The 19,888-nt window shown below is 60.2% G+C and carries 14 protein-coding genes; 7 read left to right on the top strand and 7 right to left on the bottom strand.

The genetic code is table 11. From position 1 onward, the window contains the following. Positions 1 to 37: 37 nt before the first annotated feature. Entirely contained in the window at positions 38 to 1,036 is a 999-nt protein-coding gene (gene rfbB, locus ABV518_RS01155) for a dTDP-glucose 4,6-dehydratase (protein ID WP_367765023.1), read from the top strand. Further along, positions 1,033 to 2,442 carry a sugar nucleotide-binding protein gene (locus ABV518_RS01150; protein WP_367765317.1) on the top strand — a complete coding sequence of 470 codons (1,410 nt, stop codon included), beginning with the start codon at positions 1,033 to 1,035 and terminating at the stop codon, positions 2,440 to 2,442. Before rfbB ends, ABV518_RS01150 begins: the two co-directional genes overlap by 4 nt. Positions 2,443 to 2,534: 92 nt before the next feature. Here the strand turns inward: ABV518_RS01150 and ABV518_RS01145 are convergent, their stop codons facing one another. The 4 genes from ABV518_RS01145 to ABV518_RS01130 all read right to left on the bottom strand — a co-directional run bounded on the left by ABV518_RS01145 (position 2,535) and on the right by ABV518_RS01130 (position 7,969). Further along, positions 2,535 to 3,512, bottom strand: coding sequence for a glycosyltransferase family 2 protein (locus tag ABV518_RS01145; RefSeq protein ID WP_367765022.1), 978 nt, complete (start codon positions 3,510 to 3,512; stop codon positions 2,535 to 2,537). Then, complete coding sequence (locus ABV518_RS01140) at positions 3,505 to 3,999, bottom strand: GtrA family protein (RefSeq protein WP_367765021.1); 495 nt, start codon at positions 3,997 to 3,999, stop codon at positions 3,505 to 3,507. The genes ABV518_RS01145 and ABV518_RS01140 overlap by 8 nt, the downstream gene beginning before the upstream one ends. Then, positions 3,992 to 5,584 (bottom strand): DUF2142 domain-containing protein, encoded by a 1,593-nt coding sequence (locus ABV518_RS01135; protein ID WP_367765020.1) that lies wholly within the window; start codon positions 5,582 to 5,584, stop codon positions 3,992 to 3,994. The genes ABV518_RS01140 and ABV518_RS01135 overlap by 8 nt, the downstream gene beginning before the upstream one ends. Positions 5,585 to 5,785: 201 nt before the next feature. Beyond that, on the bottom strand, positions 5,786 to 7,969 hold the full coding sequence (locus ABV518_RS01130; RefSeq protein ID WP_367765019.1) for a GH25 family lysozyme: 2,184 nt from the start codon (positions 7,967 to 7,969) through the stop codon (positions 5,786 to 5,788). Here ABV518_RS01130 and ABV518_RS01125 point away from each other — a divergent pair. Further along, a complete protein-coding gene (locus ABV518_RS01125; protein ID WP_367765018.1) occupies positions 7,962 to 8,354 on the top strand; it encodes a hypothetical protein in 393 nt (130 codons plus the stop codon). The genes ABV518_RS01130 and ABV518_RS01125 overlap by 8 nt on opposite strands. A gap of 241 nt (positions 8,355 to 8,595) precedes the next feature. Here the strand turns inward: ABV518_RS01125 and ABV518_RS01120 are convergent, their stop codons facing one another. Beyond that, a complete protein-coding gene (locus ABV518_RS01120) occupies positions 8,596 to 11,721 on the bottom strand; it encodes a chitobiase/beta-hexosaminidase C-terminal domain-containing protein (RefSeq protein WP_367765017.1) in 3,126 nt (1,041 codons plus the stop codon). A 183-nt stretch (positions 11,722 to 11,904) separates the two neighbouring features. On the opposite strand from ABV518_RS01120, the gene ABV518_RS01115 reads away from it, so the two are divergent. Beyond that, on the top strand, positions 11,905 to 12,657 hold the full coding sequence (locus tag ABV518_RS01115; protein WP_367765016.1) for a hypothetical protein: 753 nt from the start codon (positions 11,905 to 11,907) through the stop codon (positions 12,655 to 12,657). A 666-nt stretch (positions 12,658 to 13,323) separates the two neighbouring features. Here the strand turns inward: ABV518_RS01115 and ABV518_RS01110 are convergent. Continuing rightward, a complete protein-coding gene (locus ABV518_RS01110) occupies positions 13,324 to 14,670 on the bottom strand; it encodes a hypothetical protein (protein ID WP_367765015.1) in 1,347 nt (448 codons plus the stop codon). Positions 14,671 to 14,855: 185 nt separating this feature from the next. Then, positions 14,856 to 16,451, bottom strand: coding sequence for an FG-GAP-like repeat-containing protein (locus ABV518_RS01105; protein WP_367765014.1), 1,596 nt, complete (start codon positions 16,449 to 16,451; stop codon positions 14,856 to 14,858). A 411-nt stretch (positions 16,452 to 16,862) separates the two neighbouring features. On the opposite strand from ABV518_RS01105, the gene ABV518_RS01100 reads away from it, so the two are divergent. The 3 genes from ABV518_RS01100 to ABV518_RS01090 are packed head-to-tail and all read left to right on the top strand — an operon-like array spanning position 16,863 to position 19,881. Continuing rightward, positions 16,863 to 18,086, top strand: a complete 1,224-nt coding sequence (locus ABV518_RS01100) for a CpaF family protein (RefSeq protein WP_367765013.1) — start codon at positions 16,863 to 16,865, stop codon at positions 18,084 to 18,086. Then, positions 18,086 to 18,940, top strand: coding sequence for a type II secretion system F family protein (locus ABV518_RS01095; RefSeq protein WP_367765012.1), 855 nt, complete (start codon positions 18,086 to 18,088; stop codon positions 18,938 to 18,940). The genes ABV518_RS01100 and ABV518_RS01095 overlap by 1 nt, the downstream gene beginning before the upstream one ends. Beyond that, a complete protein-coding gene (locus tag ABV518_RS01090; protein ID WP_367765011.1) occupies positions 18,937 to 19,881 on the top strand; it encodes a type II secretion system F family protein in 945 nt (314 codons plus the stop codon). The genes ABV518_RS01095 and ABV518_RS01090 overlap by 4 nt, the downstream gene beginning before the upstream one ends. Positions 19,882 to 19,888: the final 7 nt, after the last annotated feature.

Raw genomic sequence — 19,888 nt, 5'->3', positions numbered from 1 at the left:
ACTCGTGCATCATCCAAATCCGGTAACCTTTGAAACTATGCAGCGACTATTAGTAACCGGCGGCGCCGGCTTCATCGGCTCCAATTTTGTCCACTACGTCATGTCCACAACGGACCACCACGTGACCGTCCTTGACAAACTGACGTACGCAGGCAACGAGGAGTCGCTGACGCACCTTCCGGCCGAGCGGTTCCAGTTCGTCAAGGGTGACATTTGCGACCAGCCGCTCGTGGACGAGCTGGTCGCGGCTCATGATGTTGTTGTTCACTATGCTGCTGAGTCGCATAATGACAATTCGTTGCACGATCCGCGGCCGTTCCTGGATACGAACATTATCGGCACGTACACGCTGATCGAGGCGGCCCGGAAGCACGGTAAGCGTTTCCACCACATCTCCACTGATGAGGTCTACGGGGACCTTGAGCTTGATGACCCGGAGCGGTTCACTGAGCAGACCCCGTACAACCCGTCCAGCCCGTATTCGTCCACGAAGGCCGGTTCTGACCTTCTGGTCCGTGCCTGGGTGCGTTCCTTCGGGCTGCAGGCGACCATCAGCAACTGCTCGAACAACTACGGCCCGTACCAGCACGTGGAGAAGTTCATTCCGCGTCAGATCACGAACGTGATCGACGGGATCCGCCCCAAGCTCTATGGCAAGGGCGAGAACGTGCGTGACTGGATTCACGCGAACGATCATTCCTCGGCTGTCCTGGCGATCATTGCCAAGGGCCGGATCGGGGAGACCTACCTGATCGGTGCTGATGGGGAGAAGAACAACAAGGACGTCGTGGAGCTGATCCTCAAGCACATGGGCCAGTCCCCGGACGCGTACGACCACGTTGTTGACCGGCCGGGCCATGACCTGCGGTACGCGATCGACTCCACGAAGCTCCGCGATGAGCTGGGCTGGGAACCGCAGTTTTCGAACTTCGATGCCGGCATTGAGGACACCATCGCCTGGTACCGGGACAATGAGGACTGGTGGCGGCCGCAGAAAGCCGCAACTGAGGCTAAATACAAAGTGCAGGGCCAATAGGCATGGAGTTCCAGAAAAAGCTCGCTGCCACGGAGACGCCCATTCCTGGCATGCTGCTTTTCGACCTCCCGGTCTATGGCGACAACCGTGGCTGGTTCAAGGAAAACTGGCAGCGGGAGAAGATGATGGCGCTCGGGTTGCCTGATTTCAGCCCGGTGCAGAACAACATTTCGTATAACGACAAAGCCGGTACGACCCGGGGGATTCATGCCGAACCGTGGGACAAGTTTGTTTCCGTGGCGACTGGCCGCATTTTTGGTGCCTGGGTGGATCTTCGCGAAGGTCCGACTTTTGGTTCTGTGTTCACGGCTGAGCTGGATGCCGGCAAGGCGATCTTCATTCCCCGCGGCGTCGCGAACTCGTACCAGACGCTGGAGGACAACACGTCCTACGTATATTTGGTGAATGATCATTGGTCAGCCGATGCGGAGTACACGTTCGTGAATCTCGCTGACGAAACCGTGGGCATCTCCTGGCCTATTCCGCTGGAGGAAGCGGAGTTGTCCGAGAAGGACATGGCTCACCCGCGGTTGGCGGGGGTCACGCCGATGGCGGCCAAGAAAACGCTGGTGCTTGGGGCTGACGGGCAGCTTGGGAAGGCGCTGCGGTCGGCGTACGCGGGCGATCCGAGCGTGGAGTTCGCGGACCGGAGCAGCTTTGATCTCCTGGATCCTGCGTCGTTTGGCAGCCGGAACTGGCGGAAGTATTCCACCATCATCAATGCTGCTGCCTTCACGGCGGTTGATGCTGCTGAAACGGAGGAAGGCCGCCAGGCGGCGTGGGCACTGAACGTCACCGCGGTTGCGGAACTGTCAAGGATCGCCGTTGCCCATGGCCTGGTGATGGTGCAGGTCTCCAGCGACTACGTCTTTGACGGTTCACGTCCTTCACATGATGAGACCGAGGGCCCGTCGCCGCTGGGAGTCTATGCCCAGACCAAAGCTGCGGGAGACGCCGTCGTCAGTGTGGTTCCACGGCATTACATCATCCGGACCAGCTGGGTCATTGGTGACGGGCCGAACTTTGTCCGAACCATGGCCTCCCTCGCGGAAAAAGGAGTTTCACCCGCGGTCGTCAACGACCAGATTGGCCGTCTGACCTTCTCGGAAGACCTTGCCGCCGGGATCAAGCACCTCCTGGATGTCGGGGCACCGTTTGGTACGTACAACCTGACGAACGACGGCGAGCCCCGGTCCTGGGCGGACGTCGCGGCCGACGTCTTCGAACTTTCGGGCCGCCCGCGGGGCAACGTCACCGGCGTCTCCACAGCCGAGTATTTCCGCGGAAAAGAGGCCGCGCCACGGCCCTCTAACAGCGTGCTGGACCTTGCAAAGATCAACGGCACGGGCTTCCGCCCTGAACTCGCGGATACCCGCCTCAAGGGCTACCTGCAGAACAGCAAGTAACCAACAGCAAATCGGCAGGATCCCTCCCCGACCATAGCGGGGCAACACAAAAAGCGAGGCCCGGGCTGAACCAGCCCGGGCCTCCCTTTCACTTAGCGCATTGTTCGGCCGTGGTTTCGAATGTGCGGGAGACTGGGTGCAGAGGGACTGGCCTGTATGTCGAGCTGCAGCGCACTAATCAGTAGTTGGGTTCCAAGCATCAATGGCAAGGCCGCAAGCATCACGGTGGCCGCGGTTGCCACAGTACTGGAAAGGATCTGGAAGCAAACCCAGATGCTGATGACGGTGCCCACCCCAAACAGGGCCATTCCGAGGAAGAGCATGAGGGCAACAGGGGAGAAGGACCACAGTACGTAGCGGTACCAAATCCGCTTCCAGAATCCGGTCCCAAGCATATGCAGCAGTTCGGGAACAACCTTGCTGAGCCTGATGCTGGAAACTTCGTCGCCGTACACCGCTGGGATGGGGACGTCTATGGCGGGCACCTGGAGGATATTCAGGTTGAGGAGCATGTCGTTCTCGAAGCTATAGCGCTTGGAGATCGAATCCAAGGGCAATCGCTGTAAAATCTCAGTCCGGACGGCGGTATAACCGTTCTGAGGATCAAAGAGATGCCAGTAGCCCGACGCAAGTTTGGTCATGAAGGACAAGAGGATGTTGCCAAAAATACGGTACTTGGGCATCCCCGAGAACGAGCCTGCGGAAAAGAACCGATTCGCCTTGGCGAATCCGTAGCCGTCGTCCACGACCTTCTCCAAGAGATCGGGAAGATAAGCAGGGTCCATCTGGGCATCGCCGGCCATCACGACATTCACATCGGCGCCGAGCTCCATGGCTTTTCGGTGCCCCGTAATAATGGCACCTCCAACACCCTGGTTGACGTCATGACGAATGAGCTCCACCCTGGAGTCTGACATTGCACGGACTGCCGCAGAAGTGTTGTCCGGGCTGCAGTCGTCAACGATAACAATGTGGTCCACGTAGTCGGGCATGGTTTCAATGACTTGCCCGATCATTCTCTCCTCTTTATAAGCGGGAACGACTGCAGCGATTCGGGCGCCGTTATACATTGTGGATGGGGTCCTTTCGATTGTCTTCCTCGACATGGTCCCGCGTCGGCTGCTTGCCTCCGAATACCCAGTGTTTGTAGAGGAAATAGTTCCATACAGTGGTCGCGGCCGTGGAAACCACTTTTGCTCCGCCATAACCCAGGCCGGTGAGGGATAAAAGCTGCACGATGAAGACGGTTGCTATTGTGTTTGCGCCAACCAAGAGGGTGTACCGGCCGAGACTAACGTGTGTTCTGTGGGCGGAATCGAAGGAAAAGAGCTTCTGTACTGTGTAGCTGAAGGCGAAGCTGAGCAGGAACGCGGTGGCAGTGGCCACGGAGAGGTTCCATTGGAAGACCTCCCGGAATAGAACGAGAAGACCCAAGTCGACCAAAAATGACAGGCCCCCAAAAAACAGGTATCGGAAGGCGCTATGATTTATGGCTCGCCGTAGAGGCCGGTTCGGCTTGCGCTCGTCAATGTTCTTATCCCGTTGATGATCATGCATGATCGGTCGTCCTGTCCGCAGGATACGCGCATGCGCTTCCTGCTGAGACCGGTTCGGTGGTGTTACCGGCGGCGAGCAAACCGTCAGGGCTATTAATATGTCGTTTGAGAAGCACCGCGGCCACCACCGAAGTCGCCGAGAAGATGACCACGACACCAACAATGCCAAGCGGCGGCTGCCATTCGGGGGCCCCAAGCATGTCACCCCACCGAACGTCCAGCGAAAGACCGGTCGTGTACCGCCGGAGCACCCATACGAAGGTGATGATTTGTGCAGCTACCGCGATATTGACTACGGCGCCGAGAGCCCTCCGCCCCGGTGCCGGGATTTGCCCAGCCAGCGACCTGTCAAGTGCGAAGCCGGCCATAAGCATGAACGGAACGAATAGGGCGAGGATGTAGCGCCCCTGCCAGATGATTCCCTGCTCGGAAATGACTTGGGCTTGAAGTGCCATGGGAAGGACGATAAGGCTGAGCGCCAAGAGCAGGGCGGCGATGCGGGCTCGTCCCCGAGTAAATAGCAGGACAGAGAAGGTGGTTACGAAAATGATCGCCATCCAAAAGGCAAGTACGCCTACGGGGGCATCGAGTTCCAACCAGCCGAATTGACCTATCCACCCGATCATGTGGCTGAATGTTTTATCGAGCATGATTTCCACCCCATCGGCGGGCTCCAGGCCGGCGCCCTCAAATGGTTTGCTGCTCAGGCTGTCGTGCCGGACGATCCACCTGACAGCGAACGCGCACGCAAGAGCAATGACGCCGGCACCAGCGAGGACTGCAGGGGTCTTGGCTAGGCGTTTCAGTTGGACGCCGGTCGCCGTGACCATGACGGCCAGGACGACTATTAGCAGCCAAACCAAGGATAGAGCTTTGGTATTGGCAAGCAGCGCAGCGGCGGCTGTGGTTATTGCTATTGGAAGAATTGGCAGGCGCTCCGATGAGGACTTCTGGAGAAGCAAGAGCAGATTGGCCGCTATGGCTGCCGTTGTCGCGTACTCAAGACTGTTCGGGTTAACTGATCCATTGAGAAACAGGATCATTGGCGTAATCGCGCCCGACAGAGTGATGAGGGCCCACTTGTTGCGACGCAACTGGCTTACCGCGCTGAATGCCGCGGCGAGAAAGAAACTGCTCAACAAGGCGCTGACGAAACGCATTACATACACTGCGGGGAACCCCGATGCGGCAAGCGACGGCCATCCCACGATTGCGTAGTAAATCGGGTTGTAAAGTCCCGCGGTGGTTAGTGCTTTGACCGTATCGTTAGGGTCCCCATCGAGGTTGGGAGCACACGTTGGCGTTTTATCCAGATGCCTCGCGAAACAGGTCATAGCATCCACGTATCGGATGTAACGCGGGACATCGACCGCGAGCAGCGGCCCATCGGTACCGACCTGTGTACCACCCAGCTGACCGCGGGCGACGGCGGCGGCCTTAGTGACATGGGCCGGCTCGTCAGGGATAGCAGCAATTGGCGATGCGAAGGCCCACGACCAGCTCAGGAAGAGCAAGACCAGGAAAGATGGCAAAAACCAGGATCTGCCTTGGGCCGCACGGAAACCGGTTATCCGGGCAGAGATCACTGAAGAAGCCTCCTGTTGCTTTGTGTCTTGAGCCGAAAGGGCCCTGAGTGAACGCACCCGGTGTGCAATTCTACAGCAGAAGGCATGCCCGCCTGGGTGTCTGGTCTCCTGACGCGACGCCGGCGCCCTGCCACGGCCAGTGGCCGTGCTCCGGCTGGAGCGGCGTGACTCAGGAGTCTTCCCTGGTCTTAGCGACCCCAGCTATGGCCAGCGCGCAGATCCGGCAATAGTCAGCGGCGTCCAACCGGAACCGATCGTCACGGGCGCCCGCCATGCCCCACCGACAACAGGATAATAGGCAAGGGTGCCGTCCTTGAACCTGACGGTAAGACCAGTCGTGCCGGTCCCCTGGAATCCCAAAGTGGAGGTCGCGGCGTCCACCGGGCCCCATCCGCTGCCCACTGGCCTCCGGTTCTCGTTCAGGAAATTGGACGCTCCATCCGTTCGGTAAAGGAGCAGTTGACCATCGGAGCGCCGGGCGAGCATGTCCTGGTTGCCATCTCCGTCAAAGTCGAACATGGTGATGTCGAGTCCGCTCCAGCCCCAACCAATGGGAACAGCAGCCTTCAGCACATCCGCGCTCCCGCGGGCGTAGAGCAAGAGGTCGCCGTTCGCGGATTTCGCCACTATGACGGGCCTCTTATCCTTGCTATTCCATGGGCCAACCGTCAGGGTCTTGTCCTGGAATCCAGTGGCCAGTCCGACAGGAACCGAGTATCCACCTCCCGCGAGGCCCTTATAAAGGGTCACAGCTCCATCTTTCCACTGGACCAACAGATCCAGCCTCCCGTCCATGTCCCAATCCGTGTTGAAGATGGCTTGGACGTTTGTCCACCCTGTGCCGACCGTCCGCCCTGACAATAGGCCGCCGGCTTCGGCAGGGTACAGAAGTAGCCTTCCTTCACCCGTAACGGCCAGCGTGTCAGCCGGTGTGGCCCACGGCTGAGGTCCGGTCTGGTCACCGGAGCCAAGGATCAGCAGCGGATTCCAACCTGTGCCGATTGTCGAAGCCTGTCCCCAAGTTCCTTGTCCGAACGGAAAATACTGTAAGGCTCCGCCGTCGCGGCGTACGACGAGGCCACGTGATCCACTTCCGGTGAAGCCGCCACTCAGCGAAACCGCGGTGATGGCCTTCCATCCCGTTCCGACCACGGTCCGTGACTCGGCAATGAACGCCCCGCCGCCGTTTGAACGGTAGAGCTTCATTTCGCCGGCTCCGGTCTGGGCCAGGATGTCTTGATTGCCATCGCCGTCGAAGTCGAGCATCGTGACGTTGATATTTCCCCAGCCAGTCCCGGAAACGATCCCGGCTTGCAACCCCTCACCCGACCTTGCGTAGTACACAAGGTCGCCCGACGGTTTCCGTGCCATTACACCAGGACGCGAATCGGTCGTCCGCCAGGCACCGACAGTGATGAGGTTTTCTTGAAAGCCCTGGCCAATCCGGGTTGGTGGCGAAAACCCTCCAGAGGACAGCCCCTTGTAGACAAGGAGGTCCCCGTTATCCCATTGCGAAAAGATATCGCGGACGCCGTCACCGTCCCAGTCAGTGGTAGTGGCAGATCGCAGGCTCGTCCAGCCCGAGCCGATGGTTCTTGGCGCGCGGAGGCCGCCCGCGCCGTTCGAGGCATAGTTCAACAGGTTGCCCGCTGCGTCAGCGGCCAGAATGTCGGCATCGGACTTAATCGACGGTCCGCTATGCCCGGAGTCTCCTATGGCAGCGAATTCTTTCAGTTGCGCCAGACTGCCGTTCCACACGTTCGAATCGCCGGCGAACGGCCCGGTGCTGCTGTATTGCCAGATGCTGTATGTGCTCCAGCTTGAGGGAACGGCGCCAGCGTTGTTGGTTGGGTTCAGGGGGTAGGCTGCCACCCATAACGGGTAGTCGCCAAAGCCGGAAGGATCCCCCAGGCACTGCTTCCACCAGTTTGTGTTCGTGTAGATCATTGGCAGACGACCCGTCAGCGACAGCATCGTGTTGCCAAAGTCGCGGACCCAGGCCGCCAGCTGCGTGGGTGACATGTCGTAACAAGTGTTGCCGAAATAGAACCCGTTGATGGTTCGGCCCTCATAGGGGTTGAACTCAAAGTCGAGCACTGGCGGCATTGTGTAACCGTCCCCGGACCAGCCGCCGCCGTTCTGCACGAAGAATCGCGCCTGGTCGGAGCCGGAGGAGCCGTTCGGGATTGCGAAGTGGTAAGCGCCGCGGATCATCCCGACATTGCGCGATCCTTGGTACTGGGAGTTGAAGTAGTCGTTGGTGAAGTAACTTCCTTCTGTTGCTTTGACATAGGCGAACCTTGCGCCCATATTCCACTGCTGTTGCCAGTCCACGCTGGGTTGATGGCCGCTCACGTCCAGGCCCTGGACACCAAACGTGGGCATCCAAGTACCTTCGGTTGCCAGGGATTCGGTGCTGAGTTTCTTCAAGGAGTCAGAAGTAGCCGACGCAGTCACCCGGGTGGAGCGCTGGCCCATCTCCGCCCCGCCTCCGCCCACGGCTTCGGCCATCGATTCTTCTGTGGGTGTGGAGACTGCAGCAGCCGATGTGGCAGCCGTTGCCGGCTGCTCCGCGGTCAGGGTTGGAGGCGTTGTCGCCGGCGCGGATACCGTTGGAGCCGAAGCAGAAGGCTGGGGACCCGGATCCGCCGTGGGCGCCGCCGGCGTCGGGCTGTGTTCCAACGCTACGGAAGTTTCTGCCAGCCCTGGGCCTGCAACAAGGGCCGCAGCCAAGGCGGCTGTGCCCAAGACCCGCAGAAGGGGACGATAGCTGACTAACTGGTTCCGCTTCATTTTGGCTCCGGTGACATGAGGCGCTCCCCATAGCGCAACATCAGGGTTTCAGTTTCCAGTGAAATCCGGTCAGGAGACACCGAACTGGGGTTGCTGAGACTTAACGCGCTCACACTAACACCGTAGGAGCTTGTGAAACCAGTGATCCTGATGTTGCCAAAGTGAAAGATGCGGCACTGTTATCGATGTGTTGCCTGCCAAGGCGAAGATATCGAAGGCTAGGGGATCAGATAACCATTCCACCCTGTACCGGTTTGCTTCCTGGGCAGCCAGCCTGCTTTGCCGTTGCCGGGGTAGAGCCAGAGGCGCCCGGCGGCATCGCGCGCCAAGACGTCCGGCTTTCCATCGCTGTTGAAGTCACCCGGGCCCAGCATGGCGCTCATGGCATTCCATCCACTACCCACCTGTTGCCGCGCGAGCCAGCCACCACTGCCATCGCCCGGATAGAGCCAAAGGCTTCCTCCGGAATCCCTCGCCAATACATCGTTTGTGCCGTCACCGTTGAAATCGCCCGGGCTAAAGATGAAGCTCATGACGTTCCAGGCGCTACCCACCTGAACGCGCTCCAGGAACCCTCCAGAACCGTTGCCCGGGTACAGCCAGAGGGCACCGGCCTCGTCCCGCGCCAGAATGTCGGCCTTGCCGTTGCCATCAAAGTCGCCGGGCGAGAAAATCACGGACATTCCGTTCCACCCTTCACCATTCTTGACTCTGGGCTGCCAGCCACCCGTGCCGGTGCCTGCGTAGAGCCACAAGTCTCCGCTGGTATCCCGGGCAAGCACGTCACTGCGGCCGTCCCCGCTGAAGTCCGGAGTCGGCACTATGGCCGACATGTCATTCCAGCCAGGACCGGTGTTTTTGCGGGCCAGGAAGCCGCCTTTTCCGGTGCCGGGGTAAAGCCAGAGCGTACCCCCACTGTCTCGGGCAATGACGTCCGCCTTGGAGTCGCTGTTGAAGTCCTTCCAGAGTCCGGAAACGGGGGGAATAACCGTATACGCCTGGGTTCCCAACGGTGACGCATTGTTGGAACTGTCAACGGCAAGGTATTTCAGTGTCATCGCCGCAGACAGGGTGATGGGCCCTGTGTACTTCGTGCTGCCGGTCGTGGGCGTCGAACCATTGGTCGTGTAGTAGATCGTCGAGGGCTCATTGGCCGTCAGCGTGATCTGCTGCCCGATCGGGTATGTGCCGGCGGCCGGCGAGGCGACCACTCCCGGAGGTGTGGCATCAAGCACGTAGGCCTGCTGCCCAACGTCCGAGGCATTCGATGCCGAGTCGACTCCCAGATATTTAACAGTCATCGAGGCGCCGAGCAGGATGGGCCCGGCGTACCGGGTGCTTGCGGCCGTGGGGGTTGAACCGTCAGTTGTGTAATAAATCGAGGCAGGCTCGTTCGCCGACAACGTTATGGTCGTACCGGGTCCGTACGTTCCGGACTGGGGTGACGCCGTGACGACGGGCGGAGCAGTGTCAGCGACCTGGACAGTGAAGTTACGGGTGGCGAGGCTCTTGTTCCCGGCGACATCCGAAACCTCAATGTCAACGCGGTGCTGGCCGTTCCCCAAGCCGCTATACGCCTTCGGAGAAGTGCAAGCTGACAGAGCGTCGCCATCAAGACTGCACCTGAACCCGGAGACGTCAGCTGACGTCGACGAAAACTGTACGGATGTGGGATCCGTAACGGTCGCACCTTCCGCAGGTTCCGTGATCGTGATGAGCGGAGGGGTCCGGTCGACGGTGACATTGACTGAAGCAGCGGCGCTCACGTTCCCGGCGAGATCAATAGCTTTAACTCGGAGGGTCACGGGCCCCTCCTTCGTCAACGCGAAGGGCTGGCCGGAGGCGCAGGCGATGAAGCTGTTGTCCGCCGTTGAATCAACAGAGCAGCGCAGTGAACTTCCAGACTCGGAGGAGGCTGCGAGCACGGGATTGCCGGTGACGATCTGGGCGGCGGTTGGGGCGGTGATGGCTGGCACTGCGGGAGGAACGGTATCGATCTGGAAGTCACGGGTCGCTGCGATTCCCGGGATGGGGCGAACGGCAAATGAATACGAGCCATCGGCCCGGGGCGACGAGGGGGTGTAGCTCCCAGAGGTGCAATCCTGCCAAACCTCAGTCTGTCCTGCCCCGGTGAGGCTGCATTCAATCTGGCTGCCTGCCGGAACCGTTCCTACCGTAAACGTTGGTGTTGGATCGTTGGTTATCCCGGGGTTTGCGGCCTGCGTCCCATCTGCCGCCGTGGGGCCTGTCAGGATCTGGGCCGCTGTATTTGACAAGAGGTAGAGTTTGCCCTGTCCTGCGGGTTTATTCGCTTCCAGCTGGCCTGCGTCGTCCATGACCAGGAGTTTTCCGGCCTTCATGCCGAGGCCGCTGACCATGCTGAAACCAAGCGCCCACTGCGATTCAACCACGCCGGTCTGCAGATTGATGCGGGCAATTGTGTCCATGCCTGCGTTGGCCGCCGATGTGCCTCCGGAAGTTCCGGTATAAAGCATCTTGGTAGCACTATCGAAATAGACTCGTGTTGGCTTCCCGACGTTGTAGGCGGCAAGGGGAACGTAGTCTGTCAGGCTTCCGTCGGATGGAGCCGTAAAAGTTGTCAGCCCGGCGGCCTCGGCCACGAAGACGGTGACTCGTCCCTGGCTGTTGAACGTGGTCGCGGAAAGACCCAATGCGGCCGAATTGACCGAAGCTATCTGTTCGATACTTGGTTGGTTCGTTGTAGGTCTTGTGATCTTAACGATCGACCGTGCCCTCGCAAAAGATAGGTAGATGTTGTTGTCTGGACCCGCGCTCGCAGCGTTGGGTCTGAGGTCGCCATCCATGACCGTGAGCTGGTCAACGTATTCAAACTTACCCGTGGCTGGATTCCACTTCGCGCGAATCAGTTCAGCGCTTCCTGCAGCTGCATCTGGAATGAACACGACTTCATCCCCGCTGCCCGGGGAAGTGGGGGTTGGATCGAGCAAAGCGGGACTCGCTGCAAGCGCCGGTCCTTTTCCGCGGTAAGGCAAAGTGCCTCCGAGACAGGTCTTTGCTGCCGGATCCGTTGCTGTCAGTGGGTGCTCGATCCTGCCGACCGTGCTGCCTGAGGTTTCAAGAACGCGACAAAAACCTGCCGTGGCATCAGAAATCCAAATCCTGCCCGCTGGATCCTGAACCGATCCTGCGGGCATCGTCAGGCCAACGGCCAGGGTGTGGCGGGTCTGGTCTGCGGTCGCTGGTGCAGAGAAAAACACTCCGGTGAGTACCGCCACTGCGATGCCAACCGAAGCAATAAATGCCGTAATCCGATGTCGTCGAAGTCCCCATCCAACGCCGCTCCGGGAGCGGTATTCCTGCATGAGCTGAATGCTAGACCGAGCAGGGGACCAAGTGAATAAGTAGTGGTACTCATATAAATCGCCACTCAGCGCCGAATTTATAGGTATTGGCCGCCGCGACGAGGCCGGGTGGTCCTTCCCACTTTTCGATTTCTTTCGATACCAATCAGATGCGTTTTGTTGACCGCTTGGCGACGGCGATCGATGATGGAACAGGAGGCCGGCGTGAAAAAGTTCTTGTTGATGGGGACGTTGGCGATCCTCCTCTCTGGCTGCTCCGTGAGTCCGCCATCCGCTCCGCCGCAAAGCGCGCCCACGCCGGCTGTTTCGTCTGGCGTACGTTCAAGTGAACAGGACCAGCGGCTGGCTTTCTTTTGCACAAGTCTCGACGATTCGCCGAATGTTCAGTTATCGAGCCTTGAGGAGGTCTGGGCGGCGAGCAATTACCTGCGGATGGAATCATGTGTGGTCACCTACGTTGGTCCGCAACCATTCCGGCCTACGGTCGAGGAAGCCGCTGCCATTGAGATCGCGAATTCAGGAGGCACTGACGCTTCGGCTGGACTCGAAGCCTATTTGACCGCCGTCGAGCTCTGCACGCGCGTCAGCGACGAGACAGCTCCCGGCGGCTTTGCTGACAACCGGTCAGAGATTCTGCGCGCGGCCGCCCACATTTGTCCTGATGGTCCGCAAGGAAAAATTATCCAGGCGTGGGCTGACGGCACGCGGGTGGGCGACGGTCGGCATATCGCGGGTGTCTCCATAGAACCAGGAAGGTACGTCCTGGAGAAGCGCAGGGCACGGGCTGAAGGAGAAGAATGCACCTGGGCTGTTGCCGGTGCTGAGGGCCTGGTGAGCGACCAAAACAGCGCGTCATCGGGGCTGGATGAAGTGACCCTGGACGATGGAGAAATTTTCACTAGTGACAAATGCGGAATTTGGGGGAAAATTGACTAACTTGGCCTAACCGGCCGAACTCGGAATTGCATGCGGAGCTGGGGAGCATCCCAAAGAAATTGGGGCTCCATTGTGGATATCCGCAGGCGTACCGTCGTTCAGATGGCTATTGCTACCTTAGTCCTAACCAGTTGTTCCACCGCGGCCTATCTTGAACCCGTCCAAGTGGCGGCGTCGGCCGGAGCACGAGGTGAGGCTGCATACCGAATACCGCCTGAGAAGCCTGAGCCAAAGGCCCGGTATCAGTTCGATTGTTTCGAGGCCGGGGGCTCCCGGATTGGAACGCTCTCCAGCCTGGAGGAAGTGTGGGCTTCGACGAGATACATGCGCATAGCGCATTGCGAGGTCACCTACATAGGGGGCGGTCCCCATATCCTCACCCCAGAAGAGGAAACGGCAGTGCAAGTTGCAATTGCGGCGGGTGCTCCAAGCGACGACAGGTCAGCCCTGTTCCTGCGTATTTTGAAGGCGTGCATTCGCACCGATCCGCGGGAGCTGGACACTCGCTTGTCAGAGCTCGGAGCTCCAGCCATCAAGGGTGCGCTGGCGTTTGCCCCTTTGGCGCCACAATCCGTCTTGCTGGAACGGTGGCTACAGAGCGCCTGAAACTCGGGACGCATCCAGGCTGTGCCCGGCCGTTGCGGCTCGCCACGCGTGACGTTGTGACTAGCCCAGTAGGGCATTCATGGCATTGACCACTGTGGCCTCCACCCCATTGCTTCCTCCCTTGAAATGGGCCAGATGCCCGTAGACGGTCATTGACCCGCCACCAATGCCGGGTTGATCGGGATCCCATCCGCCTTCATAGCTTCCGTAGGGCATATAGGGAGGCAGGAACTCGTTGCTCGGGATGTAACAGCAGGATTCGTTGGCATAACCACCCACGACAATGCCGTTCGCGCCGCCGTGCCCTGCCCGGAAGTAGGCAGCATAGCCGCTCACAAGCTCCCCGCCAACCATCGCAATCTTTAATTGAGGGCTGCCCGAAAGCTTCCATACTTGGAAGGGTGAAGGGACAGCGGTGGGGAGGTTGTTGCTGTCGATCCGTGCAATCATTCCCTGCGCATGCCTTTGGTACCAGAGTGGCTGCCCTTCAGGATTACCAAGCCTTGCGACGAACGCTGCTCGGACGCCGACGAGATTTGCCGGAGTCAGAGTGATATCGAGGGGGAGTTGGACTTCCTGATAATACGTCAGCAAGGGCCCAGCTATCGTTCGGCCTGGGCTGGACATGGCCGAACTCACGGCAGTTCCCAAGGAGTTCCCGTGCTGGTCCCGCAAGGCCCAGCCGCGGGCCCCGAGCGGATCCTGATCACCTGCTGCTCCCTGAAGGAAAAGGGCGAAGCAACCGGCGGTTTGATTTTCAAGGTAGTTGCATGCGGCGGCGGGAAAGTCGCCATCGAACAGCGTGCGCCAACCGGCACTCACCGGATGGCACGCGTAACTGAAAATAACTGCCCGCGGAACTCCGTTGCTGCGCCGGGCTACAAGGATCGGGACGGCCGTCTCGGTGTAAGGGAGCCCAACCCTGTTGGTCGCAAAATTCTGGCTGGCCACTTTGTAGTCCAGGGTGACTGCGGTCCGTGGAGCCGCAAGGGCAGTTCCGACCAAAGCCACGATCTTGTCCTCCAGAGCAGCGCAGTAGCTTCTGATGAGCGTGAGGTCGGACAGGCCGTAGGAAATGTAGGGCTGAAGCGAGTCGATCAGAGCCGGGCCGTTGTGGGTATGTGTGGCCTGCAAAAGTATCTCGCTGCTCTGCCAGCTAGCGAGGCCCAGTATCCGGGTCCGGATTCTCTGGTGCATCGCACGGGGGAAAGCAAGCAGATCCGCGCTCAAAATAAGATGCGGGAAAGTGTCTTCCCAAAGGACAATGGCCCGGGCATATAGCGGCTGGTAAGGCGTGCTGCTGGTTGCGATCCGTCCCCCGTCTATTGTTCCATAGCCGGCCATATAGGGATTGGTGCTGAGTGTCGGCGTGATGTCGACCTTGGCCGTTGAAACGCTAAACGCCATGTCCGGATCGCTCCTTGTATCGGCGCTCCCGGTGGACGTCGGTCCCAGTACTCAGGACCAGGATCCAAGGTGCGCAACGCGGCAAGTAGGTAAAATATGCTTCATTAGACCACGTGCGCCGACCTGTTGCTGTCATTAACTGATGCGACCGCTAAGCGAGGGCAGGCCCAACACATGGTGTTGAGCTAGGACGTTGGCGAACCAAACAATGTGAAACCATTCCAACCGCGGCCGACTATAGTCGGCGTTCCCCATTCAAGGCTGTCGCCCATCGGGTAGTAGCGGAGGTCGCCCTCTGGAGTCCGCCCTATGATTCCGGTGGTGTTCGCACCGGCAAAACCGGATGTGGGGAGCATCCCGGTCATGGCATGCCATCCGCTCCCGATGATTTGCGGAGGTGCGTCAAGCAAGGCGCCCTCGCCGCTGGACCGGTACAGCCACAGTGCCCCGTCAGGGGTCTGGGCGACGATATCCGTCCGGGCGTCCTTGTCGAGGTCGGCCAGTACTATGTGGAGGCCATTCCAGCCGGTGCCGATCTGCGTGCCCTCGGAGACGGAACTTCCGCCCAGGTTGAGAAACTGGAAAAGCCTGCCTTGGCTGTCGTAGCCCAGAAGCGAAGGAAAGCGGTCCGAGTTAACCCATGATCCAACGGTCAGGGTCCAGTCCTGCCATTCCGAACCCATGCTTATCGGGCTGCTGAAACCGCCGCCCTTGGCTCCGGGATACATACTGAGACGCCCATCTGCCCAATGCGCCACGAGGTCCTGAACACCGTCAGCATTCCAGTCTGTGACAAAGCCAGCGCGAAGCCCGATCCAGCCCGTTCCTACCTGTTCTCCGTCAAAGAAGGCCCCCGACCCCGTTGATCTGTATCTGAGGAGATCGAACTCCGGGTCAGCGGAGATGATATCCGCCGGATTTATTTCGTCGGAGGGTTCCGAGGGAAGTGCGGCGCCGCTGATCATTGCGGTTTCGTGCCACGCGCTTCCGATGCGGCTGACTGAACCCCAGGCCCCGTGGTCGACGGGATAGTACAAGAATTCGCCGGCTCCAGTGCGTGCTGTGATGCCGCTTGTTCCTGACCCCGCCAAACCGTCTATGGGGCTGACGTGAGTCATCACGTTCCACCCGGATCCGATGACCTGACGGGGTTCATCAATGAAGTCACCTTCGCCGGCGGATCGGAAAAGGAGCATGGTGCCGCTGGTGTTCCGCGCGGCGATGTCCTGATTTCCATCACCGTCGAAGTCAATTTGCGTGATTTGATAGCCAACAAATCCTTGCCCGACTTGACGGCCTGAATCCAGTTTCGCCCCACTGGCATTCGGGTAGTAGGTCAGCGCCCCTTCCGTGTCCTTCGCCAGAATCCCCGGGTACTCGTCAGCGTTGTTCCAGGGGCCAACCGTTATGGATTTCTCCTGCCATCCGGTCCCCACTTCGATTGGGAGCCCGAAACCCGAATTGTCCGTCCCCGGGTGGACTTTGAGACGCCCATCGCTCCACTGCGACAGAATGTCCTGGAGGCCGTCTGCGTCCCAGTCCACGACGTAAAACGACTTCGCATTGGCCCAGCCCGAACCAATGGTCACGGGGAAGCCCAGGTGCCCCGCGCCGTCGGAATGAAATACCTTGAGCTGCCCCGCGGCGTCAACTGTCAGAACGTCGGCAGCGGACTTCAAGGGCGGATCTGACGCTTCAACGGAGAGAGTGGGGATTGCGCCTGCGCCGCCGGACGCGACCGCCAACGCCGGCGTTAAAAGAACCGCAAGAAAGCCCAGCACAGTTGCGGCTAGTCCTCGTTCCCATCGATTTCGAAGAGAACAGGCGATGTGTCCGTGTCGGTTCATGATTTCTTGCCTGCTTTGCTGCGGCCACGCCCCGCGCAGGGCGTGGCGATTCCGGCTGCGGCGAAATCCACTCAACATTCTCCCCAGCTAAGATTCAGAGCCGCTCGTGCTCAATCAAGATAGCACCGGGTGACATTGGTTGCCATTGGTTTTTTGCCCTTGCGTAAAGTCACGACGACGCTCAATCCGAGCTCAGGAAGAGTCGAGCGGACGCCCACCCGGACATTTCGTGATTGGTGTTATCCACATCGCCGCTCATATGACTTGGCACCATGTGGTAGGTCCTCTAGCTTTAACCCCAGTTGCACTGCCTCCGCCGGGGGCGGCAGTTGTATTGGGGGATACATGGACGCTGTGCAAATCGTGGAGGATGAAGTCCGCGAGCTGATCCGTCGTCGTGGCCTGGACCCGTCGCGGCAGGCCGGAGAGGTCCGGCGGTTGGTTGAAGCCGCCGTGTCCGACTACGACGAGCGGGCGCTGATGGGCCCCCTCCCTCCGATCGGTCCGTTGGAGGCTGCGCGCAGGTTCGTTTTTGATGCGGTGGCCGGTTTCGGTGTGCTTCAGCCGCTGTTGGACGATCCAACCATTGAGGAAATCTGGCTCAATGCCCCGAACGAAATCTACGTCGCACGGAACGGCGAATCCGAACTGACGTCCCTGAGCCTCACCGACCAGCAAGTCCGTGACCTGGTGGAACGGATGCTCAAAAGCTCCGGCCGACGCCTGGACATGTCATCGCCCTTTGTGGACGCAGCACTGCCGGATGGATCCAGGCTGCATGTGGTCATCCCGGATGTCACACGCCGCCATTGGGCCGTGAACATCCGGAAATTCGTGGTGAAGGCGAGCAGGCTCGAGCACCTCGTGGAGCTCGGTACGCTGACGCCGCAGTCCGCCCGGTTCCTCGGCGCGGCAGTTGCCAGCGGCCTTAACATTCTGGTGTCAGGTGCCACCCAGGCCGGAAAGACCACCATGCTGAACTGCCTGGCCGCGAGCATCGGCAGCCGGGAACGGGTGATCACAGTGGAGGAGATCTTCGAGCTCCAGTTTCCGTTGCGGGATGTCGTGGGCCTCCAGTGCCGTCAACCCAACCTGGAAGGGGAAGGCGAGATCCCGCTGCGCCGCCTGGTGAAGGAGGCCCTCCGCATGCGGCCCGACCGCCTGGTGGTGGGGGAAGTCCGCGAAGCCGAGAGCCTGGACATGTTAATTGCGCTCAATTCCGGCCTCCCCGGGATGTGCACGGTTCACGCAAATTCAGCCCATGATGCCGTGACCAAGATCTGTACACTTCCGCTGCTCGCCGGCGAGAACATCTCCTCCGCCTTCGTCGTACCTACCGTCGCCTCCTGCATCGACCTCGTAGTCCACTGCAGCCGCCAGAATAACGGGCGCAGACAGGTCACCGAAGTGCTTTCGCTGGGGCGGAGAGTCGAGAACGGCATCATCGAGTCGTCAATGGTCTTCGCCATGGATGACGGGCAACTGCAACCCCGGGCCAACTCCATGCCTGCCGCGGAAAAATTTGGCCGTGCAGGTTACGACGTCGCGGCGTTGCTGGAACCGCGCTGATGGCACCGCTCATGGGGGTACTTGCCGGTACCGGGTTCTTCCTTATCTGGTGGTCGTGTTGGGAAAATCCCCAACGGGCTGACCGGCCGGTCAGGACAAACCGGCTGGAAGACCTCCTGGCTTCCGCCGGAATCGAAAAGGTCACAGCGACGGGCCTGATTGCCAGCTCCCTGGGACTCGGTCTTTTTGTGGCCCTCGTATTCTTCGCGGTCAGCCGCTCGTGGCCGATGGCGGGATGCTTCGGCCTCTTCGGGGCCTGGCTTCCAGTCAGTGTGCTGAGGTGGCGGGCCAGAAAGAGAACGGCAATGCTGCGCCAGCTGTGGCCAGATGTAGTGGACCACCTCCGGTCAGCCATCCGGGCAGGACTGTCGCTGCCGGAGGCCCTCATCCAGCTGGGGGAGAAGGGGCCGGAGGATCTGCGGCACGTATTCCGGGACTTCGGCTCGGACTACCGCGCCGGTGGCCAGTTCGATGCCTCCCTTAACAAGCTCAAGGACCGTCTGGCCGATCCTGTGGCCGACCGGATCGTCGAGGCACTGCGGCTGACACGTGAAGTTGGAGGCTCCGACTTAGGGAAGCTGCTCGGAACCCTCGCGGAGTTCCTCCGCGAAAATGCTCGAACCAGGAGCGAGCTAGAAGCCCGCCAGTCGTGGACCATCAACGCTGCAAGGCTCGCCGTCGCGGCTCCGTGGATCGTCATGGTCCTACTTGCCACGAGGCCGGAAGCGGTCCAGGCGTACAACACTCCGGTGGGTGCCGCAGTGTTGCTGGGCGGTCTGGTGGTTTCCCTTGTCTGCTACTCGATCATGTTGCGGATCGGCGCCCTTCCGCAGGACGAAAGGGTGCTCCGGTGACAGGCACACAAGCCGCGGGCACTGTCTGCGGAATCGTCCTCGGAGTGGGGCTCTGGCTGATCCTTGTCCGGCTGCCGCTGATGCGTGCCACCACCCTGACCGAGCGCATCGAACCGCAGCTGAAGTCACAGAACCTTGAGTCAAGGCTATTGCGGGCCGGAGGAACACAGAACGTCACGCCGTTCGGCGCGCTGGAACGCATCGTGAGGCCGATGATCCGTGACGGTGTAACCGCGCTGGGCAGGTTGAACCTGGGCTCCAAAGGCCTGGCACGACGGCTTGCCCAGGCGGGCATCCACAAGTCGCCGATCGATTTCCGGGCGGAACAGCTGCTCTGGGCCGCGGCCGGATTTACTGTTTCGTTGGGGTTGGTGGTCATTGGTGCCTTTGCAGGCCGGTTCAGTCCTTTGCTGGCTGTTGTGGCGGTCATCGGCAGCGCGTTTGGCGGCTTCCTGTTCCGCGACTACTGGTTAGGTGTCCAGATCAGGAGCCGCGAAGCCCGGATGATGGCCGAGTTCCCTAGCCTGGCAGAGTTGATGGCGCTCGCGGTCGGCGCTGGTGAAAGCGCCACGGGCGCTCTGGACCGCGTCTGCCGCAGCGCGCGGGGAGAACTCTCCAAGGAATTCTCAAGAATCCTGGCCGAAACCAGGGCCGGCAAACCGCTCGTGGAGGCTTTGCAGGACTTCTCCGCCCGGACAGACCTGGGTCCGCTGGTCCGGTTCGTTGACGGCCTTATCGTTGCCGTCGAGCGCGGTACCCCCTTGGCGGATGTGCTCCGCGCACAGGCCCAGGACGTCAGGGATACCGCCAAAAGGGACCTGATGGAGTCAGCCGGCAGGAAGGAGATCGGGATGATGGTGCCACTGGTTTTCGGTGTCCTCCCCTTGACTGTTGTCTTCGCCGTCTACCCCGGCATAGCGGCAATCAGCCTGGGTCTGTAGACGAACG

It is taken from the genome of Arthrobacter sp. HS15c, from assembly GCF_040812005.1.
GTDB lineage: Bacteria > Actinomycetota > Actinomycetes > Actinomycetales > Micrococcaceae > Arthrobacter.
Note: the sequence above shows the minus strand (reverse complement) of the source record. Positions and strands in the feature narration are given on the sequence as shown.

What these genes read in the sequence shown, in the direction of transcription:
- rfbB (WP_367765023.1), top strand. Translation starts at nt 38, where the DNA reads ATGCAGCGACTATTAGTAACCGGCGGCGCCGGCTTCATCGGCTCCAAT.
- ABV518_RS01145 (WP_367765022.1), bottom strand. Translation starts at nt 3,512, where the DNA reads ATGTATAACGGCGCCCGAATCGCTGCAGTCGTTCCCGCTTATAAAGAG.
- ABV518_RS01140 (WP_367765021.1), bottom strand. Translation starts at nt 3,999, where the DNA reads ATGCATGATCATCAACGGGATAAGAACATTGACGAGCGCAAGCCGAAC.
- ABV518_RS01130 (WP_367765019.1), bottom strand. Translation starts at nt 7,969, where the DNA reads ATGCCCACGTTTGGTGTCCAGGGCCTGGACGTGAGCGGCCATCAACCC.
- ABV518_RS01120 (WP_367765017.1), bottom strand. Translation starts at nt 11,721, where the DNA reads ATGCAGGAATACCGCTCCCGGAGCGGCGTTGGATGGGGACTTCGACGA.
- ABV518_RS01115 (WP_367765016.1), top strand. Translation starts at nt 11,905, where the DNA reads ATGATGGAACAGGAGGCCGGCGTGAAAAAGTTCTTGTTGATGGGGACG.
- ABV518_RS01110 (WP_367765015.1), bottom strand. Translation starts at nt 14,670, where the DNA reads ATGGCGTTTAGCGTTTCAACGGCCAAGGTCGACATCACGCCGACACTC.
- ABV518_RS01100 (WP_367765013.1), top strand. Translation starts at nt 16,863, where the DNA reads ATGGACGCTGTGCAAATCGTGGAGGATGAAGTCCGCGAGCTGATCCGT.
- ABV518_RS01095 (WP_367765012.1), top strand. Translation starts at nt 18,086, where the DNA reads ATGGCACCGCTCATGGGGGTACTTGCCGGTACCGGGTTCTTCCTTATC.